This is a genomic window from Paracoccus pacificus, assembly GCF_042680785.1.
In the GTDB taxonomy this organism is placed as follows: domain Bacteria; phylum Pseudomonadota; class Alphaproteobacteria; order Rhodobacterales; family Rhodobacteraceae; genus Paracoccus; species Paracoccus pacificus.
This window is the reverse complement of sequence record NZ_JBHUEN010000021.1, coordinates 237,659-264,171: the sequence shown is the minus strand read 5'-3', so window position 1 is coordinate 264,171 and position 26,513 is coordinate 237,659. Positions and strand designations below refer to the sequence as shown.

21 protein-coding genes are annotated in these 26,513 nt (G+C 64.7%); 16 read left to right on the top strand and 5 right to left on the bottom strand.

The window, feature by feature from the left end; genetic code table 11:
* Positions 1–623 precede the first annotated feature (623 nt).
* The 5 genes from ACFSCT_RS09275 (at position 624) to ACFSCT_RS09255 (ending at position 7,939) form a co-directional block, all read left to right on the top strand.
* Entirely contained in the window at positions 624–1,631 is a 1,008-nt protein-coding gene (locus tag ACFSCT_RS09275; protein ID WP_379142148.1) for a calcium-binding protein, read from the top strand.
* Positions 1,632–1,963: 332 nt separating this feature from the next.
* Positions 1,964–2,905: a calcium-binding protein gene (locus ACFSCT_RS09270; RefSeq protein WP_379142145.1), complete on the top strand. Its 942-nt coding sequence runs from the start codon at positions 1,964–1,966 to the stop codon at positions 2,903–2,905.
* Between the two features lie 136 nt (positions 2,906–3,041).
* A complete protein-coding gene (locus tag ACFSCT_RS09265) occupies positions 3,042–4,400 on the top strand; it encodes a rhamnosyltransferase WsaF family glycosyltransferase (protein ID WP_379142144.1) in 1,359 nt (452 codons plus the stop codon).
* Between the two features lie 5 nt (positions 4,401–4,405).
* The gene (locus tag ACFSCT_RS09260) at positions 4,406–6,349 is read left to right on the top strand and encodes a GSCFA domain-containing protein (protein ID WP_379142141.1); all 1,944 of its coding nucleotides are present in this window, start codon (positions 4,406–4,408) and stop codon (positions 6,347–6,349) included.
* A gap of 15 nt (positions 6,350–6,364) precedes the next feature.
* On the top strand, positions 6,365–7,939 hold the full coding sequence (locus tag ACFSCT_RS09255) for a class I SAM-dependent methyltransferase (RefSeq protein WP_379142140.1): 1,575 nt from the start codon (positions 6,365–6,367) through the stop codon (positions 7,937–7,939).
* Here ACFSCT_RS09255 and ACFSCT_RS09250 read toward each other — a convergent pair whose 3' ends face one another.
* The 4 genes from ACFSCT_RS09250 to hpf all read right to left on the bottom strand — a co-directional run bounded on the left by ACFSCT_RS09250 (position 7,940) and on the right by hpf (position 11,003).
* Positions 7,940–8,899, bottom strand: a complete 960-nt coding sequence (locus ACFSCT_RS09250) for a hypothetical protein (protein WP_379142138.1) — start codon at positions 8,897–8,899, stop codon at positions 7,940–7,942.
* Between the two features lie 11 nt (positions 8,900–8,910).
* Entirely contained in the window at positions 8,911–9,876 is a 966-nt protein-coding gene (locus ACFSCT_RS09245) for a glycosyltransferase family 2 protein (RefSeq protein WP_379142136.1), read from the bottom strand.
* 18 nt (positions 9,877–9,894) lie between these two features.
* A complete protein-coding gene (locus tag ACFSCT_RS09240; RefSeq protein WP_379142134.1) occupies positions 9,895–10,356 on the bottom strand; it encodes a PTS sugar transporter subunit IIA in 462 nt (153 codons plus the stop codon).
* Positions 10,357–10,427: 71 nt separating this feature from the next.
* Positions 10,428–11,003: a ribosome hibernation-promoting factor, HPF/YfiA family gene (hpf, locus tag ACFSCT_RS09235; protein WP_379142133.1), complete on the bottom strand. Its 576-nt coding sequence runs from the start codon at positions 11,001–11,003 to the stop codon at positions 10,428–10,430.
* A 198-nt stretch (positions 11,004–11,201) separates the two neighbouring features.
* Here hpf and ACFSCT_RS09230 point away from each other — a divergent pair, with 198 nt between their 5' ends.
* Positions 11,202–12,359, top strand: coding sequence for an MFS transporter (locus ACFSCT_RS09230; RefSeq protein ID WP_379142131.1), 1,158 nt, complete (start codon positions 11,202–11,204; stop codon positions 12,357–12,359).
* A gap of 7 nt (positions 12,360–12,366) precedes the next feature.
* Here ACFSCT_RS09230 and ACFSCT_RS09225 read toward each other — a convergent pair whose 3' ends face one another.
* Positions 12,367–13,281 (bottom strand): lytic transglycosylase domain-containing protein, encoded by a 915-nt coding sequence (locus ACFSCT_RS09225; protein WP_379142128.1) that lies wholly within the window; start codon positions 13,279–13,281, stop codon positions 12,367–12,369.
* A 271-nt stretch (positions 13,282–13,552) separates the two neighbouring features.
* Here ACFSCT_RS09225 and ACFSCT_RS09220 point away from each other — a divergent pair, with 271 nt between their 5' ends.
* The 10 genes from ACFSCT_RS09220 to ACFSCT_RS09175 all read left to right on the top strand — a co-directional run bounded on the left by ACFSCT_RS09220 (position 13,553) and on the right by ACFSCT_RS09175 (position 26,512).
* Entirely contained in the window at positions 13,553–15,118 is a 1,566-nt protein-coding gene (locus tag ACFSCT_RS09220) for an OpgD/OpgG family glucan biosynthesis protein (protein ID WP_379142126.1), read from the top strand.
* Complete coding sequence (gene mdoH / locus ACFSCT_RS09215; protein ID WP_379142124.1) at positions 15,115–17,238, top strand: glucans biosynthesis glucosyltransferase MdoH; 2,124 nt, start codon at positions 15,115–15,117, stop codon at positions 17,236–17,238. Before ACFSCT_RS09220 ends, mdoH begins: the two co-directional genes overlap by 4 nt.
* Positions 17,235–18,335, top strand: coding sequence for an OpgC domain-containing protein (gene opgC, locus ACFSCT_RS09210; protein ID WP_379142122.1), 1,101 nt, complete (start codon positions 17,235–17,237; stop codon positions 18,333–18,335). The genes mdoH and opgC overlap by 4 nt, the downstream gene beginning before the upstream one ends.
* A 111-nt stretch (positions 18,336–18,446) precedes the next feature.
* On the top strand, positions 18,447–19,979 hold the full coding sequence (locus tag ACFSCT_RS09205) for an aromatic amino acid ammonia-lyase (protein WP_379142120.1): 1,533 nt from the start codon (positions 18,447–18,449) through the stop codon (positions 19,977–19,979).
* Positions 19,980–20,031: 52 nt separating this feature from the next.
* Positions 20,032–20,943: a glycine betaine ABC transporter substrate-binding protein OsmF gene (gene osmF / locus ACFSCT_RS09200; protein ID WP_379142118.1), complete on the top strand. Its 912-nt coding sequence runs from the start codon at positions 20,032–20,034 to the stop codon at positions 20,941–20,943.
* A gap of 54 nt (positions 20,944–20,997) precedes the next feature.
* Complete coding sequence (locus ACFSCT_RS09195) at positions 20,998–22,206, top strand: ABC transporter permease (protein WP_379142117.1); 1,209 nt, start codon at positions 20,998–21,000, stop codon at positions 22,204–22,206.
* Positions 22,203–23,138 carry an ABC transporter ATP-binding protein gene (locus tag ACFSCT_RS09190; RefSeq protein WP_379142115.1) on the top strand — a complete coding sequence of 312 codons (936 nt, stop codon included), beginning with the start codon at positions 22,203–22,205 and terminating at the stop codon, positions 23,136–23,138. The genes ACFSCT_RS09195 and ACFSCT_RS09190 overlap by 4 nt, the downstream gene beginning before the upstream one ends.
* On the top strand, positions 23,135–23,878 hold the full coding sequence (locus tag ACFSCT_RS09185) for an ABC transporter permease (protein WP_379142114.1): 744 nt from the start codon (positions 23,135–23,137) through the stop codon (positions 23,876–23,878). Before ACFSCT_RS09190 ends, ACFSCT_RS09185 begins: the two co-directional genes overlap by 4 nt.
* Positions 23,879–23,906: 28 nt before the next feature.
* On the top strand, positions 23,907–25,286 hold the full coding sequence (locus ACFSCT_RS09180; protein WP_379142112.1) for a dihydroorotase: 1,380 nt from the start codon (positions 23,907–23,909) through the stop codon (positions 25,284–25,286).
* Complete coding sequence (locus tag ACFSCT_RS09175) at positions 25,283–26,512, top strand: Zn-dependent hydrolase (RefSeq protein ID WP_379142111.1); 1,230 nt, start codon at positions 25,283–25,285, stop codon at positions 26,510–26,512. Before ACFSCT_RS09180 ends, ACFSCT_RS09175 begins: the two co-directional genes overlap by 4 nt.
* The last annotated feature ends 1 nt before the right edge of the window (position 26,513 follow it).

Below are 26,513 nucleotides of genomic sequence, written 5' to 3'. Positions count from 1 at the left end.
GGCGGCAAACTGAACAGGTTATTTCGATTTTCGGATAAATATCCGAGGCGACGCGCCTTTTCCGGTGCTTTCCGGGCTGTTTTGCAAACATGATGTATGGTGGACGCTTCCCCGCCAAGGCGGCGAAGTGCGGTGAGGGCGTTGGCCGATGATCGGCTTTCAAAGCCCTGCACCGAATCAACGGCGCCGGACGCCGTCGAAATCTGATCCGGATATATTTTTCCCCTCAGACATTCTCGTTCATTTTACGGATACATTCTCATTTATTTTAAGTAGAAAATGGCGCAGCCGCGACAGACAGCCGCGCCTGAAAATAACTTTCTAGGTTACGGAACCGGTTCCGAAACCCAGATAATTATAACATATTTATGTATTAAAATACAAATATATCAATGTGTTATAATAAATTATAGACATTCGTTAAAAATTCATCCGGATAAATCCCGGTATGAAAATAATTGAAATTACAGCAGATCGGTGTAATTTTTATGTGGTCAAGAACCGAGTCACTGACCTGTAGCGTCAAACCTTACTGAATTCAGGTCTCGACGCCTTTCTGTCCCATATTCCGCGATAGATCGCCACACGCGATTATTAACATCGCTTTGCAACTGGAGGTTGTTATGCCTATCATACCTTTTCCCCCTTACCCATCCACATATATAGACAGCGGCACAGGCAGGATCGGAAACATCTCGGCCAATGGAGAGATCGACCGCTATTCCGTCACGATGATCGGCGGGCTCGATTATGTCATCAACGTGGTCGGCTATACTTCCATTTTCATACCCGGCGCGTCGCCACTTAACGATCCTGAAATTTCGCTTGAGAAGTGGAACTGGTTCCCGCTCCCGGGCGGTTGGGATACGGTCGGAACCGACGATGACGGAGGCGCCGGGCTGAATTCCCGACTGGCTTACACACCGACCAGCACCGGAACGTACAGATTGAACGTATTCGAACACAACAACGATGCGACGGGCTTGTATCGGGCTTCGCTTTCGGTCGGGTTTGGTCGCTCGCTGGGGGAGAGCATCGAAGGCACATCCCGCAATGACATGGTCGACGGCCGCGGCGGCAATGACACCATATACGGAATGGACGGCGACGACCGGCTGTGGGGCAATAGCGGCAATGACCTTCTTGGCGGGGCGACTGGCCGCGATCAACTGCGCGGCGGCTACGGCAACGACACGCTTCTGGGGGCGACCGATAACGACATCCTTCGCGGCGGCTCGGGCGACGACCGTATCGTCGGCGGCGGCGGTGTCGACAATCTCGCCGGCGGCACCGGTGCCGATACATTCGTGTTCGAGGCGTGGCAGCATTCGACCTCGGGCGCGCAGGACAAGATCATGGCGGCCGAAGGCGCCGTCGCCTTTGAAGGCGCGGGCGTTCAGGGCGGCGACGTCATCGACATCAGCACGATCGACGCCGATCTGACCACACCGGGCAATCAGGCATTCAGCTTCGGCGGCATCGGCAAGGGGCAGTTGCGCGTCGTCGACTATGGCGCATGGTCTCTGGTCCAGGGCAACATCGACAATGACGGCGCCGCCGAGGTCGCGATCCTGATCGGCGACGACGGTGTGGCGGCGGCGGCCTATAACCAGAACGACTTCATCCTGTAGGTCGGGTTCCCGGCATCGGATGCCAGCAATTCGATCAGGCGCCACCGCCCCATCAACCGGGCGGGGGCGCCAAGCGTCACGCGCCTGCCGAGCACGGACCATTGCCCCGACCGCGAAAAAGCTGCCGTTGCTGGGGCGCGGCATCGCGGGCGTGGCCGACCTACGCCGGTAGGGGCGAGTCCCTGTCCGTTCCAACGCAGGCCATTCGCGGGGCAGCGTGACGGGATAGAACACAGTTGTGATAGCTGCGGCGAAACCAATTGCGCGCGACCAAGGTTTGGTCAGGTGATGGACCGGCAGGTCCCACACCTTTCCAACAAGGAGCAGATCGCATGCCTACGCTATATACAGGAACACGATATTTCGGTTCGATCTCTGCCGCGCAAGAGAAGGATTACTACACCATCTCGCTGATCCAGGATCTGACCTATATCTTCAAGGCAGACCCCGACAATCTGGGCGGCCAGCCGCTGAACGACAGCTTTCTGGCCCTTTACACCGCCGGAGGCACTTTGCTGGCCACCGATGACGACAGCGGCATCGGCAATGCCGCGAAGCTGACCTATACCACCAACACGACCGCGAATTACATTCTTCAGGTCAACGGCTATCAGTCCACCACCGGCGATTACATCCTGTCCTCCTCGGTCGGGTACGGCAGCCAGGGGGGCGACTCGATCGTCGGCACGGCGTCGAACGACATGGTCGACGGGCGCGGCGGCAATGACGTCATTCTTGGTCAGGGCGGCAACGATCGCCTGTGGGGCAATGACGGCAATGACACGATGGGCGGCGCCAGCGGGCTGGACCAGTTGCGCGGCGGTGCCGGCAGCGATTTTCTGGGCGGCGGCGCCGATGCCGACATCCTGCGCGGCGGCGACCAGATGGATACGCTGGTCGGCGGCTCGGGCGCCGACAATCTGGGCGGCGGCCTTGGGGCTGATCGTTTCGTGTTCGAGGAATGGTCCCATTCCACCAGCGGCCAGTTCGACAAGATCTTCGCCAGCGAAGGCGCCCCGGCCTTTGAAGGCGCCGGGGTTGCCGGGGGCGATCTTATCGACCTGAGCGGCATCGACGCCGATGAAACGGTGGCCGGCAACCAGGCCTTTACCTGGGGCAATATCGAGCGTGGCGGCCTGCGTGTCATCAACTACGGCAGTTGGACCGTGGTTCAGGGCAATGTCGACAACGATCCCACGGCCGAGTTCGCGCTGTATATCGCCGATGGCAATCAGACCGCCTCGGCCTATTATTCGGGCGATTTCGTGCTTTAGGGCAATCGCCGCACCACTGATAGGCGGCATACCGGGCGGGACGCAAAGTCCCGCCCGGTATACTTCGAACGGCGGTTTCCTAGGGGAAGGCCCGATGGTATAGGTCCGCGGCACGGTAAAGAGTTAAGGCCTATTCATGAGATTCCGCGACAAGGTTCGGGCCGGGTTGAACATGCTCGGGGCAGAGAAAGGCGTTCGCAACAAGCTTTCGATGGCCCGCAAGCTGGCGCTGATCGCGGCGAGATCGCGGCTGTCGCGCAAAGCCGCCGCCGAGGCGCAGACCGTCGATGTCAAAGCCGAAGCCTGGGCCGAGTATTTCCTGCTGTCCTTTGTCAACCGGCCGGTCAATGTGCGCGTCGACACCGCGCTGCCGCCTCGGCTTTGGCTGGTGGTGCCCGAGCTGAATGCATCGGTCATCTTTGGCGGCTATATCGCGGTTTTCCAGTTCCTGCATTACCTTCAGAACCACGGCGTCAAGACCAACATCCTTGTACTGCGCCCGATCCCCGACCGGGCCGAGTTGCTGGAGAGCTTCGCCGGCAACAAACTGGTCAGCGGCGTTCTTGGCCAGTCGCATATCGAGGGTCTGGGTGCCGCCCGCACGGTCCGCATGGGCCCCGGGGACGCCGTTCTGGCCTATGACTGGACAACCTCGCAGGTCGCCTCGAAACTGGCGAAATCGCTCGAGACGCGGGCTTATTACTATTTCGTTCAGGAAGACGAGCGGATTTTCTATTCCAACGACTCGACGCGGTTCCTTGCGGAAAGCGTCTTTCATCAATCCCCGCGCCCGCGCCTGATCTGCAATTCGGCGCGATTGCTGGAACATTTTGTCAATCAGGGGCTGGTCGAACCGGACGCCGAGGTCGCGGTATTCGAACAGGGGCTGCCGGCGGCCCCGCTGCCCTCTGCGCAGGAAATGGCCGAGCGGCACCCCCGCAAGTTCGTATTCTACGGCCGCCCCGAGGCGCATGCGAAGCGCAACCTTATGACCATCGCGCTGATGGCGATCAGCAGGGCGGTCAAGGACCGCGTCTTTGACAAGGAACCGTGGGAATTCTACATGCTCGGCTCGTCCAGAATGGGTGAAACCTTTGATCTTGACGGCGTGAAGGTGCATGCGCTGCCCAACATGGATTACGATTCCTATCGCAGGCAGATGACGGATTTCGACGTAGGCATGGGACTGATGTACGCCCCCCATCCCAGCGTTCCCCCGTTCGAGATGGTGCGGTCCGGCATCATCACCGTGGTCAATACGACCCGCGCCCGGACCGCCGAATGGTACCGCTCGGTTTCCGGCAATTTTGAGCCGGCCGAGCCGACCGTGCAGGGGCTGGCCGACGCCATCGGCCGCGCCGTCGCACGCGTCGATGACGTTGACGCACGGCTGGCAAGGGCAGACACTTACCACCCGGGCAGCTGGGACGAGAGTTTCGCGAATATCCTTCCGGAACTTTCCCACCCGATTTTCCGCGCAGCGGAGAAAGGATGACGACGATGAATCTGGTGAATAAACTGTTTGGAACCGCCCCGCAGCCACCGGCCCAGGACGCGCGGCTTGACCAGCGCTTGGCGGCGGCGATCGGACCCCAGCTTCCCGATCCGATCATCACCCCGTATGAGGCGATCTCGGAAAACTACAAAACCAACCAGTACAAGCGTTGGCTGAACACCGGCAATGACGCGAACGCCGCGCAGGCCCGCTACGACCGGCCGTTCTTTTACGTGAACAGCACGCCAAAGTTCAAATTCGAGCGCAGCGACAAGTTCTTCGGCATCGGTTCCTGCTTTGCCCGCAACATCGAACGCGAATTGTCGGCGCAGGGAATGACCTGCCTGACCGAAGGCACGAACATCCCGCCGGAATTCTACGCCGATCCGCGCGATCCGCGGGCGGCGATGAACAAGTTCAACATCCCCTCGATGATCGACGAGATCGAGCGCGCCTTCGACCCTGATCTGCGCAAGGACAGCCGGTATATCGAGCTGAGCGAAACCGAATATTTCGACCCGGCGACCTCGGGGCTGCGGCTGTTGTCGATGGAGGAACACGCAATCGTCCGCGAGCGCATCGGCGAAACCACCCGCCGCATCGCCGACGCCGATTGCGTCGTGGTGACGCTTGGGCTGGTCGAGATGTGGCTGGATCGCGAATCCGGGCTTTTCCTGAACACCTCGCCCCACACCCGCGCCATGCGCCAGGAGGCCAAGCGGGTCAAGGATTCGGGCGGCAGGATCCAGAACCGCTTTGTGCATATGCGCCCGAATTTCGCCTTCCTGCGCGATCAGATGCACAAGCTGATCCACACGATCGCCAAATTCGCCCCGCGGGCCAAGGTCGTCATCTCGGTATCGCCGGTGCCGCTTCAGGCGACGATGACCGCCGATGATGTGGTCGCCTCATCCTCGCTGTCGAAATCGCTTCTGCGCTGCGTGGCCGAGGATGCACGCCAATCCTTTGACCATGTTGATTATTTCCCGTCCTACGAGATGGTGATGAACTCGCCCCGCGACCTGACCTGGGAAGAGGACGAGATCCACGTCAAGGGATCGCTGGTATCGCAGGTGACCGGCTCATTCGTCGATGGCTGGGTCAAGCCCGAGGCGGGCCGGCCGGTACGGATGCGCGCGGCCGAGGCCGCTGCGAACGCACCGTCCCATCGCGCCGCCAAGGCGCCGGCGGAAGCGGCCGCTTCCCTTAGCGCCCCTGCGGTTCAGTCCGCGCCCGCGCCGGCGCCCGAACTGCTGTCCTCTTACGGGCCCTTATCGCTGATTTCGGTCCATATTCCCAAGACCGCCGGCACCAACTTCATTCAGGCTCTGGCGCTGATCTATGGCAAACCCGCCATACACACCGATTACGGGACCGAGCGTGATCTGACGGCCGCGCGCACACCGGCCCCGGAAATCGTCGCCGATCCCGCGACATTCGCCCGCAATCACCGGGTCATCCACGGCCATTACCATTACCTGAAATACAAGGATCTTTTCCCCGGCGTGCCGGTCATCGCGACGCTGCGCGACCCGGTCAAGCGGGTGCTGTCGCAGTACCGGCACATGGCGCTGCATGGCGATCCGAACAACGAACGCCACCAGAAGGTGATGGCGGGCGAACTGGACCCGGTGCAATTGTCGCGCTTCCGCTTTGTCGGCAACGCGCAGGCGGCCTATCTGGAGGGGCTTGGGATCGAAAACCTCGCCCACGCGATCATTCAGGAACATTACGCCCGCACCGTGCAGGATTTCTGCACCAAGGTCGGCTTCGACCCGCAGCATCCCCGCATTCAGGAACTGGTCGCGACGCCCATCAACTCACGCGAGGACACCGCGTGGGACACAAAGGCGGTGCCGATAGATCCGGGGATGGCAGACGAGATCCGCCAGAACTGCGCCGAGGATATGGCGATCTATCAACGCGCCTTGGAACGTTTCGCCTCTTGAACTATCGGATAGATGATGCTGCTGCCGCCAAGTGATGTAATTGGTTTCTTTCCTGAATACCGTACCACCCAGACCCCCTGGCAGGGTCTGACGCCGGTCGCGGCCTGGCTGATCCGCAGCCTGCGCCCGGCCCGCGTGGTCGAGCTTGGCTCGTATCGCGGCGACAGCCTGTTCAGCTTTCAGCAGGCCGCGCGGGACATTCCCGAGGTGCGCGAGATCTGGGCCGTGGACAGTTGGGAAGGCGATCAGCACACCGGCGCCTATGGCGAAGGCGTCCTTGCCCAGTTCGAAGAGGAACGCGCCCGGCGTGACGACCCCCGCGTTCACACCTGCCGGATGCTGTTTTCCGAGGCGGTTTCCGAATTCGATGACGGGTCGATCGACCTGCTGCATATCGACGGGGCACATGATTACGCCTCGGTCCGGCAGGATTTCGAAAGCTGGCTGCCCAAGATGGCGCCGGATGGCGTCATCGCCTTTCACGACACGGTCGTACGCAAGGACGATTTCGGCGTCTGGCAGCTTTGGGAAGAGATCGAGAAGGATTATCCGGGGCGGACCTTCAACTTCACGCATTCCAACGGGCTTGGCATCCTGTGTCTGGGCGACAGGACCGATAATGACATCCAGCGTCTGGGCACCCTCACACCCGCCAACCAGCAGTTGATCCGCGATGCGATGGAAATTGCGGGCGAAGGCGTCGTTGACATGACCCGCTATGAAAATACGCTGATCACCCGCAACGGCGGCGAGTTGGCGCTGCAGCATCGCTTTGCCGCCGGGGCTGAACTTGAAACGCTGAAAACGCTGAAGCGGCTGGAGGAAAGCCGTACGCCGCAGGTGCAGGCCGAGGATTGGTCCGACCAGCGCGTCGACGATCTTTATGCAGCGATCGCCCCCCGCATTCAGCAAGAGTTCAACACCGCGACCGAAAGCCTGTTCAACGATCGCGGCGATCAGGTGTTCGCCGCCATGTCCGACAGGATCACCGCAGCGGTCACCGACCGCATAGATCGGCTGTTGCGGGATCAGGCGACAGATGTCTATGCCGCCCTCGCGCCGCAGATAAGGCAGGCCATCGGCGACGAGATCGAAACACTGGTCCGCGACCGCAGGGACGATATCCACAGCGCGCTATCAGACAAGATCGCCCAGCAGATTGATCAGCGCGTGGATCGTCTAATCTCGGACCAGCGAAATGACCTTCACGCGGCGCTGACCCCGGCCATAGGCGACCAGATCGACTTGCGGATCGACCGTCTGCTGTCCGAACAGAAGGGCGACGTCCATGCCGCTTTGGCCCCGGCCATCGACGGGCAGATCGGGCGCGCATTTATCGACAATTCCGATAGCATCCGGTCGTCGGTCGGTGCCGGAATTCTGGCCGATCTTGTTCAGGCGCTTCAGGGTGACGAGCCTCAGAACCGTGAGCTTGCCAACACCATCCGGCAGCTTTCAAAGGACAAGAACGAAGCGCAGGACGACGCGATCATCGGGCTTGGTGCCACGGTCGAGGCGCATGACGAAAGCATTCGGATCCTGCGCGATTATCTTCAGCAGGTGTTCCAGCATCCGCTGTTCAAGGGCTGATCAATTACCACGCTCGGCATAGTAACGGGCGATGCGTTCCCGGTCCTGATCGGTCACCCGGAACTTTCCCTGACCTAACGGCAGGCGCCGCAGCGGTGCCTCCAGCCGATCCCACATCGGCCCTTCGCCAAGATATTCTGGCTTTTCGTCCAGCTTGCTGAACGGCAGCTTGTTCCAGCCGCGAATGGCCAGCTTCACGCCGCGGTGCAATTCCGACACGGCGCGGTTGCGCGAGACATTCAGCACCGTATGTCGGGTCTCGGCCAAAAGGGCCGCGCCCGCTTCGGCAAGTGGACCAGCTTCGCCCAGATAGTCGGCCATGAAGCGGTGCACATCGCGGTGCATGTCGCCCATCTCGGCGTGATGCATGGGAAAATGCGCGCCATACCCGCGTTTGAGTGCTGCCCAATCGTAATAGCGCAGCCCCACGGCGCCGGTCGAGGTTGACCCTGGGCGCAGCGCCTTGTCGATCCATCGCGAAAAGCTGTCATGGATCCAGGCGCGGGCATAGAGCCATTTGTAAAGGCTCAGCAGGGCAGCAACCGGTTCGCGGCGCACATAGACGGCGTGCGCGCCGGGAAAGACCTGGCTCAGCCGCGCCGCAATTTCCACCTGCGACACCACGTCTGAAAGCGTCAGCCGTTCCTCGGACAAAAGGCAAAGCGGCCGGCCCGAGGCGGCGGCGAAGGCGGGCGAATGGGTCAGCCAGTCCTCGACTGCCCGCCGTGCCATGTCGGCGTCAAAATGGCCCAAGGGTGCCTTGGTAACCGAGTCGACCGCGCGATGCAGATTCACGCATTTGTCGTAAGGAACGTCGGGGTTGAACCAGGGTTTGCCCAGATAAACCAGACCGTCGATTCGCGGCAGAACGAGTTCCTGCAGGCTGGTGGTGCCGGTCTTGGGGGGACCGATGTGCAACAGGAAACGCGCGCGGGCAATATGGGGATAAGCGTCGGACATGCCGGCGGCCTTTACAGCTTTCCAAGCAGCGCCGCCAGCCATAGCGCCGCATGCGAGGCCCGCGACTGACGATAAAAGCGTCCGCGCCGCAGGCTGGCCAGACGGTTTGCCCGGCTCGGGCCCAGAAGATGCGCGAATTCGGCCAATACCGCGCGATTCTCGATGGTCAACCGATCGGCGGAATCCGCAAGCGCGTGCAGGTTGATCCGGTTCCGCGCCCCGACATCGCCCCGCAACAGCCGCCGCGCCCTGCCGAAAACCGCGCTGATACCCACATCTGCACCGATTTCATTATGGGCGTGCTGCCGGTAGAACAGCACCGTCTGATCATCGAAAATCACCTTGCCGCCAACCCCGGTGATCAGTTGATAGGTCCACCAGTCATGAATGACGATCGGCCCCGCTTCGGCATTCGCGGCCTTGATCAGCGTCGCGCCCGCGCGGTTCAGGACCATCGTGTTGCCGCTGGCGATATTCTGGACCAGCGCGTTGCGAAAGGACGGCGGTCTGCGCACACCGGGTGAGCTGCCCATCGGGCGCAGATCTTCATCGCAGATCAGCGTGCGCGCGCAGTAAAGCCCCGGCACATCGGCCGGAACCCCGGCCAGCGCCTCGACCGCGCGGGCAAGCTTGTCCGGGCGCCAGACGTCGTCCTGATCGCAGAAGGCGGCATAATCGGCCCCATCGGGCAAAGCGGAGATCAGTTGCCGGAAATTCTCGGCGGCGCCCTTGCAGGGCCCTTTCATGACCACCATCCGCCCCGGATCGGACAGCGTGGCCGCGAACTCGGCCAGGATGGTCAGCGTCGCGTCGCTTGAGCCGTCATCGCTGACCAGAAGCCGCCAGTTCACCCCCGACTGGCCCGCGATACTGGCCAGTTGCTCGCCCAGGTGCCGCGCGCCCTGATAGGTTGCCAACAACACCCATACGACCGGGCCGGTAGGCCGGCTGTCTTCGGTCGGGGTCGGGGATTGCATCTTGGCGCCCGTGCCGGTTCACGCCGCAAGACCCTGCGCACCCGCCAGCACGGCGTGCAATGCCACCGGATCCACATTGGCCCGCAGCTTTGCCCGCAGTTCCGGGTCGCGCAGCGTCCGCGAGACAAGCGCCAACGCCTTCAGGTGATCCACGCCCGAGCTTTTGGGCGCCAGCAGCGCGAACACCAGATCGACCGGCTGGCGGTCGACCGCATCAAACTCGAGCGGCTTTTCCAGCCGCAGGAACAGACCCACGACCCTGTCCAGCCCGTGCAGCCGCGCATGCGGCACCGCCACGCCATTACCGACGCCGGTGGGCCCAAGGGCCTCACGCTCTTGCAGGGCGTCAAGCGTCTGCGCCACGTCCACCCCGTAGACCTGGGCGGCAAGTTCAGCGATTTCGTGGAACAGTCGTTTCTTACTGGCGACCTGCGCCAGGGACTTTACCGCCCCGGGCTGCAGGATATCGGCAAGCTGCATATGGTCTCGATCCTTTTCGACCTCAACGCCGGCGGCGGCGCGCGCGTCGCCACCGGCAGGGTTGAGGCACCTTACTTCAGATCGGCAGGATCAATCCAGCCAACATTGCCATCTTCACGACGGTGGACGACATTCACGCCGCCGTGCTTTTCATTGCGGAACACCAGAAGCTGGGTGCCGGCCAGTTCCATCTGCATCACCGCATCCCCGACGGACAAGACCGGGACGCGGGCCTCCATCTCGGCGATGATCATCGGTTGCAGCCCGGATTCGCCCGCCTGCCACTCGTCTTCGTCGCCGGTCAGCACATAGCTGCCGCCGGCACCGAACTCGACCGGCTCGCTGCGTTCCTTGTGGTGGTCCTTCAGCCGCCGCTTGTAGCGGCGCAACTGCTTGTCCATCTTTTCCCGGCTATCCTCGAAAGCCGCATAAATATCAGTGGCATGACCTTTGGCCTGCGCCGTCAGTCCGGTCGACAGATGAACGACTGCGTCACATTGAAATTCATGCGCGTCGCGCGAAAAGATCACCGTGGCGTCGGTCGGGCGCTGGGAATATTTGCCCACCGTTTCGCCCAACTCGTTCTCGACATGGGTCGAGAGAGCCTCGCCGATTTCGATCTGTTTTCCGCTGATCTGGTAGCGCATGGTGCGTCCTTTCCTTTTGCCCCGACCGTGTTGTCGGGGATTGCATGGCCGGTACGCCCAGAGGTCGGACAGCCGGCCTGTATTCTATTTGGTGACAGCCACGGGCTTCTGTCAATGGAATGACGTTGCGGCCATACCTTAGGCCCGGCATAGAGTTCACCGCCCGGCGGACGGGTGAAAAGCAGCAAAGACAACGGAATGGTTAACCCAAGCAAGGCGCGAATCGCCGTGATCGCCATGTTCATGCTGAACGGCGGGCTGTTCGGCATCTGGGCGTCGCGCGTGCCGGCGATCCGGGCCGGGCTGGCGCTGTCCTATGGCGAGCTGGGCGTCGCGCTTTTGTGTCTGGGCGCGGGGGCGATCTGCGCATTCCCGATCGCCGGCCGCGTGGTCGACCAACGCGGCGCCGCACCTGTCACCCGGGCATTGGCGCTGATCTACGGACCGGCATTGCTGGGCATCGCGCTGGCCGTCAATTTGTGGACGCTGGGTCTGGCGCTTTTTGTTTTCGGGGCGGTCCACGGCGCGATGGATGTCGCGATGAACGGTTGGGGCGCCGAGGTCGAGCGGCGGACCGCGCGCCCCTTCATGTCCTTCTTTCACGCCATGTTCAGCCTTGGCGCGGGCCTTGGCGCCCTATCGGGCTGGCTGGCCGCATCATGGGGCATCAGTCCACGGCTGCATTTCCTGCTGGCCGGCGGGTTTTTGGCCGTGGTCTGCATCCGGGCGACCCGAATCGCCTGGCAGTCGGATCGCGCGCAGCCCGCCGCGGGCCGGCTTTTCACGCTGCCGCACGGGCCGCTGGCGCTGGTCGGGCTGGTCGCCTTCTGCGCATCGCTGGGCGAGGGCGCGATGGCGGACTGGGGGGCGATTTTCCTGCGCGAGATCGCCGGCGCAAGCGAAGGGATGGCCGCGCTTGGCTATGCGGTGTTTTCCGTCGCTATGGTCACGGTCCGGTTGATCGGCGACCAGATCAGCCGCTATTTCGGCACCGTCATGGCGGCCCGGCTGGGCGGCGCCTGTTCCGCCGCGGGGGTTCTGATGGCGGTCCTACTGGGCAGTTATCCAGCTGCGCTGGCGGGTTTCGCGCTGATGGGCATCGGCTATGCGGTGGTCATGCCGCTGGCGTTTTCGCGCGCCGCCAACGACCCGGACACCTCGCCCGGGCGGGCTTTGGCCGGGGTGGCGACGCTTGGCTATGGCGGCATGCTGATGGGGCCGCCGTTTCTTGCCGCTCTGGCTTGGGCCAGCTCGCTGCGGATCTCGTTTCTGATCATGGCGGTTCTATCGCTGGTGATCGTGGCGGCGGCGGGGGTGCTGGCGCCCGCAAACAAACGCCCCGGCGGCAGGCCCTGAACGGGGGTCAGTTCTTCAGCACCAGACACCGCCCGCCGGCAAGCCGGAACTGGGCGCAGAACCGCACCGCCTCGACCTTGTTGTCCCAACCGACCTGCGCGGTATGGACGCGGCGCGGCATTCCGGGCATCCGGGTACGGACATAGCTGACCTTGCGGCCCCCCAGTATCGGCCGCAACATGCGGCTTAGCCGATTGACGGATTTCTGCGCGCCGGCCCGGCTGGGATGGCTGGCGATGATCACGCCCCACGGCCAGATCCGGTCGGGGGTCGCGAATTCCTTGATCTTGCGGGCGCCGGCCAGTTCGACACAGGCAAGGTGAAACGGCGTGTCCTTCTTCAGCCGCAGATCCAGCGTCTCGGGCGGCGCGCTGCGCCATTCCTCGGCGACACGGCCGGTGATCGCCTGCACGTAATCCTCGGTCTCGAACGGCAGCGCGCCGCCCTTTTCCTTGAAGCGCGCGGCCCGGTCCTCGCCACCGTTATAGGCGACGGCGGCAAGGCCGATATTGCCGAACTCCCGCGATAATTCGGCCAGATAGCGGGCGGATTTATGGATCGCCTTGGCGGGGTTCATCGGATCGTCAAGCCCGACGATCTGCGCCGTCGACGGGATGAACTGCGCGATACCCAGCGCGCCGGCCGGGCTGACCGCCGAGGGATCGAAAAGGCTTTCCTTCCACAGCAGCCGGGCCAGAAAATTCGGGTCGAGGTCGTTCTCGCCCGCCGCCCGGGCGATCGCGAGGCAAACATCGGGCACATAGGTCGCCCGCGCGATGCACGAGGTCCCGTCGTCACGGCAACGCCGGTCGTCGCTCCGCGCCAGCGGCGGCGGCGGCGTGCCGTTCAGCGCATCGATCGCCGGACGCGCCGCGCCGGGCATCGGACCGATCCCCACAACCACCGCCAAAAACAGGACCACCAAGCGCCGCATGCGCGGGGTTTTACCACAGGCGCGGCCGGCCGTGAAAGCGGGTTTCAGCGCTGCGGCATGTGGTCGCGCGCCGGGCCGCGTCCGCTTGTACACGGCCAGCCCAAAGCGTGGGCAACGGTCCCAGCGGCGCCGCAAGGCGGGGCAGGTGACTACGCAAGAGATTGCCAATAGCGTGGATTTGACCTTCTGATATTTGCCTGACGACTTGCAGCGATTTACGACAGATGCCAAACCCGCGCATCGGTCAAGGAAGTTAACGATGATCAGACGTGATGTCCTGCGCGGCGGTGCCGCCCTTGCTGTTCTGGGCGGCTCGGCCGGCGGTCTTTTCGCGCAGACCCAGACCGCGCCCACGCCCGCGCCGGACGGGGCAGCCGCCCCGGTCGCTGCGGCGCCGTTCGGCTTTGAATCGGTCGTCGGGATCGCCAAGGATCTTTCGGGTAGCAGCTATGCCGCGCCCCAGATGACGCTGCGCGGCACCTTCGCGAAGCTTACCTATGACCAATATCGCGCCATCCGCTTTCGCCGCGATCGTGATCCATGGGGCGGCCTGCCGAATTTCGCCGTCGATCTTTTGCCGCCGGGCATGATCTATACCCAGCCGGTCGAGATCAACATCGTCGAGAACGGCCAGCCGCGCCCCCTGCCGTTCAATCTCGATACGTTTGAATTCGACCCGAAACTGTTCCCCGAAGGGATCGACACCACAGAAGTCGAAGGGCTCGGCTGGTCCGGCTTTCGGCTGCGCGCGCCCCTGAACCGCCCTGATTTCATGGATGAGTTCGTGGTGTTTCAGGGCGCCAGCTATTTCCGGGCGGTCGCGCGCGGCACGATCTATGGCCTTTCGGCGCGCGGGCTTGCGATCGGCACCGGCAGCAGCGCGGGCGAGGAATTTCCCCTGTTCCGCACCTTCTGGATCCACCGGCCGCAGCCGGGGGACCGCATGGTGCGCGTCAATGCGCTTCTGGACAGCGATTCAGTCACCGGCGCCTATGAGTTCCTGATGGAGCCCGGGGCCGATACGGTCATTCAGGTCCGCTGCGCCCTGTTCCCCCGGCGCGAATTGCAGAATGTCGGCATCGCGCCGTTGACCTCGATGTTCTGGTTCTCGCCCGCCGACCGCCCCGGCATCGACGATTTCCGCAGCGCCGTCCACGACAGTGACGGCTTGCAGATGCTGACCGGCGAGGGCGCGCGGCTGTGGCGCCTGTTGTCGAACCCGGCCAATCTGCAGATCTCGGCGTTTCAGGACAGCTCGCCCCGCGGCTTCGGCCTTGCCCAGCGCGCCCGCAGCTTTGACGACTATCGCGACACCGAGGCGGATTATCAGGATCGCCCGTCGGCATGGGTGCAGCCGGTTTCCGATTTCGGCCGCGGCTCGGTGACGCTGGTCGAAATTCCGGTGCGGAATGAGTTCAACGACAATATCGTGTCTTACTGGCAGCCGGCGCAGGCGCTTGCCGCCAATCAGCGCGCCGATTTCGCCTATGACCTGATCATATCGAAACTGCCGCCCGACAATCCGCCGCTGGCGCGGGCGATGCGCACGATGAGCGGCATTTCCGTCAATGCCGCGGACTGGCGCACCTACAACATCGACTTTTCCGAGACCCAGATCGGCGCGTTGGAGCCGCAATTGGTGGTTCAGGCTTCGGCCGGCAAGATCGGTGCGGTGCATGCCGTCCGCATGCCCGAGCAGGACCTGTTCCGCCTTGCGTTTGAATTCACGCCCGGGAACGCAACCCTGGCCGAGCTTTCGGCGCGCCTTGTCGGACCCGATGGCCCGATCAGCGAAACCTGGTTGCACCGATGGACAAGCGGATGACCGTCCCGGCCTCTGCGGCGGCCGCGCCCCCCGAAGCCGCCGTAGCCCCGCCCGAGACGCTGCCCCCGATGCAGCCGGCGGTGCCGCCTGAATCCCGGCTTGAAATGCCGGTGCAGGATTTTTCGAAACCGCCTCCGCCCGGCCCGGCGCGGCAGCGGCCGACGATGAACACCGTTCTGGCCCGGCTGGTCGCCTTTGGCGGCGCGGCGCTGATCGCGATCATCGGCGCGTGGCAGATGACGCTGGTATTCGGCGAACAGATCACGCCGTTGCAGATGGTGCTTCTGGTCCTGTTCACGCTGACGTTTTCCTGGGTCGGGTTTTCCTTCACCTCGATTCTGGCCAGCTATTTCGCGCCAAAGTTCGACACGCCCGAAGGGCCGAACGCGGCGCGGATCGTGGTGGTGATGCCGGTCTATCACGAGAACGCGGGCGAAACCTCGGGCCTGCTGGCCGCACTTGCGCAGGACATCGAGGCGGTCGGGCTGGCCGACCGGACCGAGATATTCATTCTGTCCGACAGCCGGCTGCCCGATGCGTGGATGCAGGAAACGGCGGCCGTCGCCAATCTGCGCGCGGTATCTCCGATCCCGGTCTGGTACCGGCGGCGCACCGATAACAAGGGCCGCAAGGCCGGCAACGTGGCGGATTTCGTGCGCCGCTGGGGCGGGCGCTATGACCAGATGGTGGTTCTGGACGCCGACAGCGTCCTGACCGGCGACGTGATCCGGATCATGTCGGCGCGGATGAACGCAGATCCGGCGCTGGGGCTGATCCAGACCGTGCCGATGCTGGTCGATGGCCAGACCATCTTCGCCCGGCTTCAGCAGTTCGCGGGTCGCATCTACGGGCCCCCGATCGCGCGCGGCGTATCGGCGTGGTCGGGCGACAACGGCAATTTCTGGGGCCATAACGCGATGATTCGCGTCCGCGCCTTTGCCGCTTGCTGCGGCCTGCCGGTCCTGCCGGGCGGGCCGCCCTTTGGCGGCGCGGTCATGTCCCATGATTTCGTCGAAGCCGCGCTTTTGTGTCGCGCCGGCTGGAAAGTCCGGCTGGACCACGATCTGCGCGACAGTTTCGAGGGCTCGCCGCCCACGCTTCTGGACATGGCGGCGCGGGAACGCCGCTGGGCGCAGGGCAACCTTCAGCATCTGCGCGTGATCGGCGCCAAGGGCTTCACATGGGTCAGCCGGGCGCATTTCGTCATCGGCATTCTGGGCTTCGTGATGTCGCCGCTTTGGCTTGCCATGATCATCACCGGGCTTTGCCTTTCGGCGGTGGTGCTTTTGTCGCGGCCGGATTATTTCCCCTCGACCTATCAGCTTTTCCCGACCTGGCCGACCTTTGACCCGGTGCGGATGGTCTGGCTTTTCATCGCCGCGATGAGCTTTCTGCTGCTGCCCAAGATCATCGCCGTCGCGGTCGGCGTCACGCGCCCGTTGCGCCACGATGCCGGCGGCGCGCGGCGGATGGCCGCCAGCGCCACGTTCGAGGTGCTGTTGTCGTCGCTGATCGCGCCGGTCCAGATGCTGAACCAGACCCGGCAGATCCTTGACATCCTGCGCGGCGAGGACAGCGGCTGGGAAGCACAGGTCCGCGCCGGCACGATGCCGCCGTGGGGCATGGTCCTGCGCCGCCACGCGCTGCATGTCATCGTCGGGCTTTTGACGGCGCTGGGGCTGGCGTGGTTCGCGCCGGCGCAGCTTGCGTGGCTGTCGCCGATTCTGGCCGGTCTGATCCTTTCGCCCGCAATCTCCAGATGGAGCGCCAGCCCCGTCTTTGGCCGTTGGGCCCGCCGTCGGGGCCTGCTTCTGACCCCGGCGGAAAGACGCCCACCGCCGATTCTGACCGCCGCCCACGCGCTGGCCTTTAATCTGGGCGAAGATATTGGATTCGCACGGCTTCACGAGGACCCCGCCGCGCGCGCCCGGCATGTCGCGCTGTTGCCGCCGCGCATCAAACGGCCCGCAGCGCAGCGGCTTGATGAGATCTCGGCAGAGGCCAAAATCAAGGCCGCTGGGAACTCGGCCGAAGCTATGTCGTTTCTTTCTCTGGCAGAGCGCATGGCGGTCTTGGCCAACCCTGAATTGTTGGAAAGCTGGGCAAAGCTGTCGCGATGAAACGAATTGAGACGCTGGATATGCTGCGTGGCTTCGCGCTGGTCAGCATCATGATCGACCATTTTCCCGGGTCGGCGCTCCATCGTGTCACGCTGGTCAATTTCGCGCTTTTCGACGCGGCTGAGCTGTTCGTGGTTCTGTCCGGTTTTCTGGTCGGGCTGGTCTGGCTGTCGGTATCAACCCAGCACGGCACATTCGCGGCGCAGAAGCGGTTCGCCATCCGCGCGTTTCAGGTCTGGCGCGCGCTGATCATCGGCGGCGTGCTGATGGCGCTTCTGTCGGCGGCCCTGATGGCGGCGAACCTGCCCCATACCGCGATATGGACCGGCTATGGCGAGATGATCGTGAACGATCCGCTCGATTATCTCGTCAAACTGGGCAGCCTGTGGATGCAGCCCAACCTGCTCGACGTGCTGTCGATGTATGTGGTGATGATCGCCGCCGTGCCGCTGGTCATGCCATTGCTGGCCCGGCAGCCGCTGGTCTTTGCCACGCTGTCCTTTGTGGTCTGGTGGTTCGCGGTGCCGCTGAACAGCCTTTTGCCGACCGAACGTGCCGAGGGGGGCTTGCTGTTCAACCCGTTCGGCTGGCAGGCGCTGTTCTTCATCGGCGCGGCGATGGGCTATTACCGCAAGCCGCTGATGGAAAAACTGCGTCCCTGGTCGGCGGTCCTGACGTTCGCCGCGGCGGTGATCCTGATCTTCGGTCTGGTGCTGCAATATGCCTTGCGCCACGGGGTCGAGTGGAAACCCGTCGCCGACGCGCTGTGGCAGTTCACCGGGCCGATGGACAAATGGTCGATGGATTTCGCCCGCCTTTTGTCCACCGTCGCCGCTGCATGGATCGTGGCCGGGCCGCTGTCGGGGGCGCTGGCCACCATTGCCGGTTCGGCCGGCGGCAGGGGGCTTTCCGATATCGGACGCGGCGGGCTGGTGACCTTTATCGCCTGCGTGCTGCTGTCGATTCTTGCCGATGCCGTCGCCACGGCCTGGAACGGCCCGAACTTCCTGATCGATCTGGCCATCATCGTGCTTCTTTGGCTGGTGGCGGTGCTGCCGACCAGCGGCCCGATGCTCAAGCGCCTTGCCACGCGCTAAGGCGCGCTTCGCCTCGCGCGGAACGCTTGCACGCGGTCGATCACGCATATTGTCGCGGCAAACGGCGGCCAGCTAATATGGTGGCGAATCAGTTGGCTGTCGACATTTGCCATGAAACGCCCCGCGATCACGCTGGACTCCGCGCCCCTTGGCGTCGCGCAGATGCGTGCGATCGCCGCGGGGCAATTATCGGTCGAAATCCCCCCGACCGCGCTTGAGCGGGTGCAGGCCGGCCGCAACGTCTTCGATGCGGTGATCGGCTCGGGCCAGCCGGTCTATGGCAGCACCACCGGTGTCGGCGCGCTGAAGGACAGCAGCGTCCCGCAGGCCGAGCGGCCCGAGTTCAGTCTGGCCCTTGCCCACGCACATCAGGTTGCCGTCGGGCCGGAACTGCCCGAAGGCGTGGTCCGGCTGGCCGTGGCGATCCGGCTGAACACGGCGCTCAGCGGCCGGGTCGGCTGTTCGACCGATTTCGTCAGCACGCTGGGGGCGATGCTGAACCACGACCTGCTACCGGTCATGCACAGTCTGGGGTCGGTCGGCTGCGGCGACCTTGGCCAGATGGGCGAGCTTGCCACGGTGATGACCGGCCAGGGTCAGGCGCGCCTGAAGGGTCGCGCCCTGCCCGCCGCGCAGGCGCTTGCGCAGGCCGGGATTCAACCGCTGGCCATGTCGACCCGCGACGCCCTTGCTGCCGTTGCCAGCAACGCAAGCGGGATCGCGCGCTCGGCCCTTGCGGTCGCGAAAGGCGGCCGGGCGATCCGGCGGCTGATGGCGACCGGCGCGGCCAGCGCGCAATCCATGTCCCTGATCCGCGAGACATGGGAAGCCGCCGCGGATCTGGGCGGCGCGGCCGAGCAACTTATGGCCGAATGGCTGGTCAGCGCGCTGCCGGACGACGGCCGTTGGCCGGTCACGATCCGGGTGCACGACCCCCTTAGCGCGCGCATGCTGGTGCAAATCCTTGCGGCCTGTATCCCGCCTGCGGTCGAGGCCGCGCAAAGCGTCTCGGACGCAACCGCGAGGGTTGACGACAACCCGGTCATCCTGCGCGACAAGGTGGTGCCGTCCGGCGGAAGTCTGCATATCGGCCTGTCGCAACGGCTGTCGACCATGCAGGTCGCACTGGCGCATCTGGCGCGCAATATCTTCAACCGTTGCCTGTTGTTGACCAACGGCCAGTTGCGCGGCCTGCCGATCAACCTCGTGCCGCCCGGCAGCGTCGCGACCGGCTATGGCCCGATGATGAAACTGGCGCTGGAGCAATCGGTCCGCGTGACCGCCCTGTCACCGCCGGTATCGGTCCTCAACCAGACCCTTGCCGCCGGGCTTGAGGATGAGGCCGTGTTCCTGTCCCTGACCGCCGAGCGGATGGAGGCGCAGGCCGAGGCGCTGGAATGGCTGTCGACGATCGAGGCGGTTCTGGCCGCGCAGGCGCTGGATCTGACCCGGGACAAGCCGGTCGGGGTGGCGGCGCTGGTCTATGAACAGGTTCGCGAATTCGTCCCGTTCCTTGAACATGATTTTCCCCATTCACAGGGGCTTATGCAGCTTAACGCGGCCATGGCCACAGACAGGTGGTTGAAAACCATCGTGAAGGCTGCGCCACTGTTTCCCTTCGACCCGGTTCTTGGTCTAAACTGATTCTATATCCATCGCGGCCATCCTCGCCGCCTTTTGGACAGGAGATTTCGGAATGCAGTTCTTCAAGACTCTGGCCGCCGCCACGGCCATCGCCATCGGCGCGACCGGCGCCTTTGCAAAGGATATCGTCGTCTCGTCAAAGATCGACACCGAAGCGGGGCTTCTGGGCAATATCATCCTTCTGTCGCTGCAGAATGCCGGGCTTCCGGTGGTCGACAAGCTGCAACTGGGCGGCACCCCGATCGTGCGCGATGCGATCACCTCGGGCCAGATCGACATCTATCCGGAATATACCGGCAACGCGGCCTTCTTCTTCAACGAAGGCGACAGCCCGGTCTGGAAGGACGCCAAACAGGCCTATGCCCGCGCGGCCGAACTGGACAAGGAAAAGAACAAGATCATCTGGCTGGACGCAGCGCCCGCCAACAATACCTGGGCGATCGCGCTGCGCACCGACGTGGCCGAGCCGAACAAGATCGTCACGATGTCCGATTTCGGCAAATGGATCGCGGATGGCGGCGAGGTGAAACTGGCCGCCTCGACCGAGTTCGTGACCTCGCCCGCCGCGCTTCCGGCGTTTCAAGAGGCTTATGGCTTTACCCTGAAACCGGAACAGCTCGTCCAGCTTTCGGGCGGCGATACGGCGGCGACCATCGCGGCGGCAGCGCAGCAGACCTCGGGCGTAAACACGGCGATGGTCTATGGCACCGACGGGGCGATCCAGTCGGCCGGCCTGACCGTGATGCAGGACGACAAGGGCGTGCAGCCGGTCTATGAGCCGGCGCCGATCGTGCGCGAAGAAGTGCTGACCGCATATCCCCAGATCGCCGATGTCCTGAACCCGATCTTCGCCACGCTCGATCTGGCCACGCTGCAAGAGCTTAACGGCCGCATCCAGTTGAACGGAGAGCCCGCCGCCGCCGTGGCCAAGGATTATCTGACCCAGAAGGGTTTCCTGAAGTAACCCCCTGACCCCACCCGATGCGGGGTGCCGGCCGCAGCGCCGGCGCCCTGCCCCATGAGCGCCCGATCCGCCATGAGCCATGCCCCTTCCGACACGCTCCGACCGGCCCGATCGCTGCCGATTGACCGGACCGGCGTCCTGTTTGCGGTGCTCGGCGCGGCGGGGCTGGCGTTTCCCTTTATCCAGTTCAAGGCGAACCGGCTGGTCGGCGGCGACGGGCTGCGCCTGCCCGAGGTTCTGGCCGCGCCCGGCGGTTGGCTGGTCGCGGTCGCGCTTGGCCTTATCCTTGTGGCGGGCATCATCCGTCTGCCGCAAGGGCTGCGGCTGATCCTCGCGCTGGGTTCGGTGGCGGCGGTGGTGCTGACGCTGGGTCTGGGCGCCGGTCGGCTGACGCCCGAAGGCAACACGCTGGCCCGCGTATCCCCGGGCGCGGGCTTCTGGCTGCTGCTGACCACCTTCGCGCTGATGGGTGCGGATGCGATGGGAAAGCTTCGGCCGCCGCTATGGGTGCGGGCGCTGGTGCTGGCCGGGGTCTGCGCGGCGGTCATCGGGGTGCTGGCCTCGGGGCTTTTGGACCCGGTTTCGGTCATGCGCGAATATCATGCCCGGCAGGATCTGTTCTGGCGCGAGGCGCGGATGCACGTCTTTCTGGCCTTCGGCTCGCTGGGGCTGGCGCTGGTCGTGGGCCTGCCGCTTGGGGTGCTTCTGTATCAGGTGCCGCGGCTGAAGGTGCCGGTGCTGTCGACGCTGAACATGCTGCAAACCATCCCGTCGCTGGCGCTGTTCGGCATCATGATCCCGATCCTTGGCTGGGTGGCGGCGAATGTGCCGGGGGCGGCGGCGATGGGCATCGCCGGCATCGGCTTTGCGCCGGCGCTGATCGCGCTGTTTCTGTATTCGCTCTTGCCCGTGGTCTCGAACACGGTGGTCGGGCTGGAGGGGGTTTCGGCCGATGCCCGGGACGCGGCGCGTGGCCTTGGCATGACCGACCGGCAGGTGATGTTCCAGATCCTTCTGCCGCTGGCCCTGCCGGTGATCCTTGCGGCGGTGCGGATCGTGCTGGTCCAGAACATCGGCCTTGCCGTCATCGCCGGGCTGATCGGCGGCGGCGGCTTTGGCAGTTTCGTCTTTCAGGGGCTGAACCAGACCGCCATGGATCTGGTGCTGGTCGGCGCGCTGCCCACGGTATTCATGGCCATCGTCGCCGGGATCGCGCTGGATCTGGCGGTCGAGGCGCTGTCGCGGAAAGGCGCCACCCGATGATCGAGATCGAGCATCTGACCAAACGCTATGACGATACCGAGGTCGTCAGCGACGTCTCGCTGAGCGTGCCGAAGGGCAAGATCGCGGCGCTGGTCGGCACCTCGGGCTCAGGCAAGACGACGCTTCTGCGGATGATCAACCGGCTGGTCGAGCCGACCTCGGGGCGGGTGCTGATCGGGGGCGTCGATGTCTCGACCATGCCGCCGCATCTGCTGCGCCGGCGGATCGGCTATGCCATTCAGGGCCACGGGCTGTTTCCGCATCGCACCGTGGCGCAGAACATCGCCACCGTCCCCCGGCTGCTGAAATGGCCCGAGGATCAGGTGCGCGCCCGGGTGGATGAACTGCTGAACCTGTTCCAACTTGATCCCGCCCGGTTCCGCGACCGCCTGCCGCATGAATTGTCGGGCGGTCAGCAGCAGCGCGTCGGTGTCGCCCGCGCGCTTGCGGCGCGGCCCGAGGTGCTGTTGATGGACGAACCCTTCGGCGCGCTCGATCCGCTGATCCGGGCCAAGGCGCAATCCGACCTGTTGGCGCTGCAACGCCAGCTTGGCACCACGCTGGTCATCGTCACCCATGACATGGAAGAGGCGGTAAGCCTTGGCGACCGGATCGCGGTCATGGACAAGGGGCATCTTCTGCAATACGCGCCGCCCGCCGAGATCCTGAAGAACCCGGCCACCGATTTCGTGCGCGAATTGATCGGGCAGGATCAGCGGCCCTTCCATCTTCTGTCGCTGACCCCGGTTTCCGCACTGGTCCGGCCGGGCGAGGCCACCGGCCCCGCCATCGCCCCCGGCACGTCGGCACGCGACGCCCTTGCCGAATGCCTGTGGAACGGGCGCGATGCGTTACCCGTCGAAGGCGGCGGCATCGTGACGCTGGACGATCTGCTGAAACATGCGCGCGGAACGGGCGCGGCAACCAGATGAGACCCGGCGTGATCCTGCGGCTGGCGGCCTTGGCCTTTCTGGTCGCGATGCTTTTGTCGCCGCAAAGCTTCGCGCCGCTGTTCCGGCCCTTTACCCAGAACAACGCGCCGCCGATCTATACCCAGACCAGCCTCTTGTCGCTGACCCTGAACCATCTGATGCTGGTGGCGTTGGCGGTGGGCGCGGCGACGGTCGTGGCCGTCGGGCTGGGCATTCTGGTCACCCGCCCCTCGGGCGCCGAGTTCCGGCCGCTGTCCCGCACCATCACCTCGATCGGGCAGACCTTTCCCCCGGTGGCGGTGCTGGCGCTGGCCGTGCCGGTGATGGGCTTCGGCAACTGGCCGACGCTGATCGCGCTGTTCCTTTACGGGTTGCTGCCGATATTCGAAAACACGCTGACCGCGTTGTCGAACGTGCCCGCCGCCGTCAACGAGGCCGCGCGGGGCATGGGCCTGACCGCGGCGCAGCGGCTGCTCCGGGTCGAGCTGCCGCTGGCGGTGCCGGTCATATTGGCCGGGGTGCGGTTGTCGGCGGTCATCTCGCTGGCCACGGCGACGATCGGATCCACGGTCGCCGCCAAGACGTTGGGCGAGGTGATCATCGCCGGGCTATTGTCCAACAACACCGCTTTCGTGCTGCAGGGCGGTTTGATTGTGGGCATCATGGCGATCTTGATCTATGACGGATTTCAACTGCTGGAGCGGGTGACCGCGCGCCGTACCGGCGCATCCGGGCGCTGAGCGGTAGACAGAACCACAAGGAGAAGACATGGCGGATTTCGATCTGGTGGTGCGGGGCCGCGTCGTCCTGACAGATCGCGAAGTCGAAAACGGCTTCGTCGCCGTCAGCGACGGCAAGGTCGCGCTGATCGGACAGGGCGCCGCCCCGGCCGGGCGCGACAGCCATGATCTGGGGGCGGCGCTGATCCTGCCTGGCGCGGTCGACGCACAGGTCCATTCCCTGTCGCAGAAAGGCGCCGAGGGCTTTGCCGCCTCGACCGCCGCGGCGGCCGCGGGCGGCGTCACCACCATCGTCGACATGCCCTATGACGAGGGCGACCTGATCGCTTCCGCCGCCGCCGTCGGACGCAAGGCCGCCCGCGCCGAGGCCGAGGCCCGCGTCGACGTGGCGCTTTATGGCACGATCGACCCCGAGGAAGGCCCCGCCCGCATCGCCGAACAGGCCGAGGCCGGGGTGTGCGCCTTCAAATTCTCGACCTTCGGCACCGATCCGAAGCGGTTTCCCCGCATCCCGCCGGCGCTGCTGCTGGCCGCCTTTGCCGAGGTGGCCAAGACCGGGCTTGCCGCCGGGGTCCATAACGAGGATGACGCCTATGTGCGCGAGGCGATGGCGGCGGTTCAGACCTCGGGCATCACCGACTGGCGCGCGCATGGCCTGTCGCGGCCGCCGATGACCGAAATTCTGGCGCTTTTGCAGATCTACGAGACCGGGGCCGAGACCGGCTGTCCGGCCCATGTCGTGCACTGCTCGCTTGACCGGGGCTATGAGCTAGCGCGCAGCTATCGCGATCAGGGGTTCGTCTCGACCATCGAATGCTGCATCCATTATCTGACGCTGGACGAGGAAAACGATGTCGCGCGGCTGGGCGGCAGGGCCAAGATCAACCCGCCGATCCGGCCCCGCGCCGAGGTCGAAAGCCTGTGGCGGCAAGTGGCGGCGGGGAATGTCTCGATGGTCTCGACCGATCACGTCAGCTGGTCGCTGGACCGCAAGAACGACCCGGACATGCTGAAGAACGCCTCGGGCGTGCCGGGGCTGGAGGTGATGGTGCCGCTGTTCGTGCGCGGCGCGCTGGATCGCGGCATTCCGCTGACATGGGCGGCGCGGCTGATGGCGGAAAACCCGGCGCGGCATTTCCGATTGGATCATCGCAAGGGCGGAATCGCGGTCGGCCGCGACGCCGACCTGATCGTGCTGGAACCCGTGCCCCGCGTCTATGACGCCGCCGCCAGCAAGTTCTCGGTCGCGGGCTGGTCGCCCTATGACGGGATCGAACTGCCATGGACGGTCGCGGGCACCTGGCTGCGCGGCATGCAGGTTTTTGACGGCGCCAGCGTCGCGCCCGAGGGCACCGGCAGCTTCGTGCGCCCGCCCTCGCCCCTGCCCTTGCGGAGGCCGGTCCATTGAAAGGCAACCTGACCGTATCGACCGACCGTATCGCCGCCGATATCGCGGCGCTGGCCGAGATCACCGAGCCTGAACGGCCGTGGACCCGGCGCAGCTTCACGCCGATGTTCGACCGGGGCCGCGACTGGCTGCGGGATGCCTTCGCCGCCGCCGGGCTTGAGGTTTCGACCGACGCGGGCGGCAACCTGATCGGGCGGCGCCCGGGCGCGGTTTCCGGGCTGGGAACGATCCTGATCGGCAGCCATTCCGACACCGTGCCGGACGGCGGCCGGTTCGACGGCATCGCGGGCGTGATCACCGCGCTGGAGATCGCCCGCGCGCTGGACGAACGCGGCATCAGCTTGCGCCATGATCTGGCGGTGGTGGATTTTCTGGCCGAGGAGGTCTCGGGCTTCGGCGTCTCGTGCATCGGCTCGCGCGCGATGGCCGGGGTCATGCCGCCCGAATGGCTGACCCGCCAGTGGGAAGGGCGCAGCCTGCGTGACGCCATCGCGGCGGTCGGCGGGGCGCCCGCGCAGCTCGGCACGCCCCTGTCGGCGCCGCTGAAGGCCTATCTGGAACTGCATATCGAACAGGGCACCGTGCTGGAACGCGCCGGCATCGACATCGGGCTGGTCGGCGCGATCGCCGGCATCACCCGGATCGAGATTACCGTGACCGGCCGCCCGGATCACGCCGGCACCACGCCGATGGATGCCCGCGCCGATGCGCTGGTCGCCGCCGCCGGACTGGTCACGGCCGTCCGCGACGAGGCCAGCCGCCCGCGCGCGGGCCGGCATTTCACCGCCACCGTGGGCGAGTTCGAGATCGCGCCGAACGCCGCCAACGTCATCCCCGGCCATGTCCGCATGTTGATCGACGCGCGCGCCGAACAGCGCCCCGATATGGAGGCCTTCATCGCCTGGGCGCAGGCGCTGAAAGCGCCGGGGGTCAGTCTCGACATCCGGGTCATTTCGGACAACCCGCCGGTGCCGATGGATCCGGGCCTTTTGGCCGTGCTGGCCCGCGCCGCCGATGACGCCGGCATCAGCCAGCGCCCGATGACCTCGGGCGCGGGTCACGACGCCGCCTATATGGCGCGGCTGGGTCCGGCGGCGATGGTTTTCGTGCCGTCGAAGGACGGGCGCAGCCATACCGCCGAGGAATGGACCGAAACGATCGAGATCGCGCTTGGCGCCGAGGTCATGGCCCGCACGGTCATCGAGATCGACAAGGAAGGGGAATAAG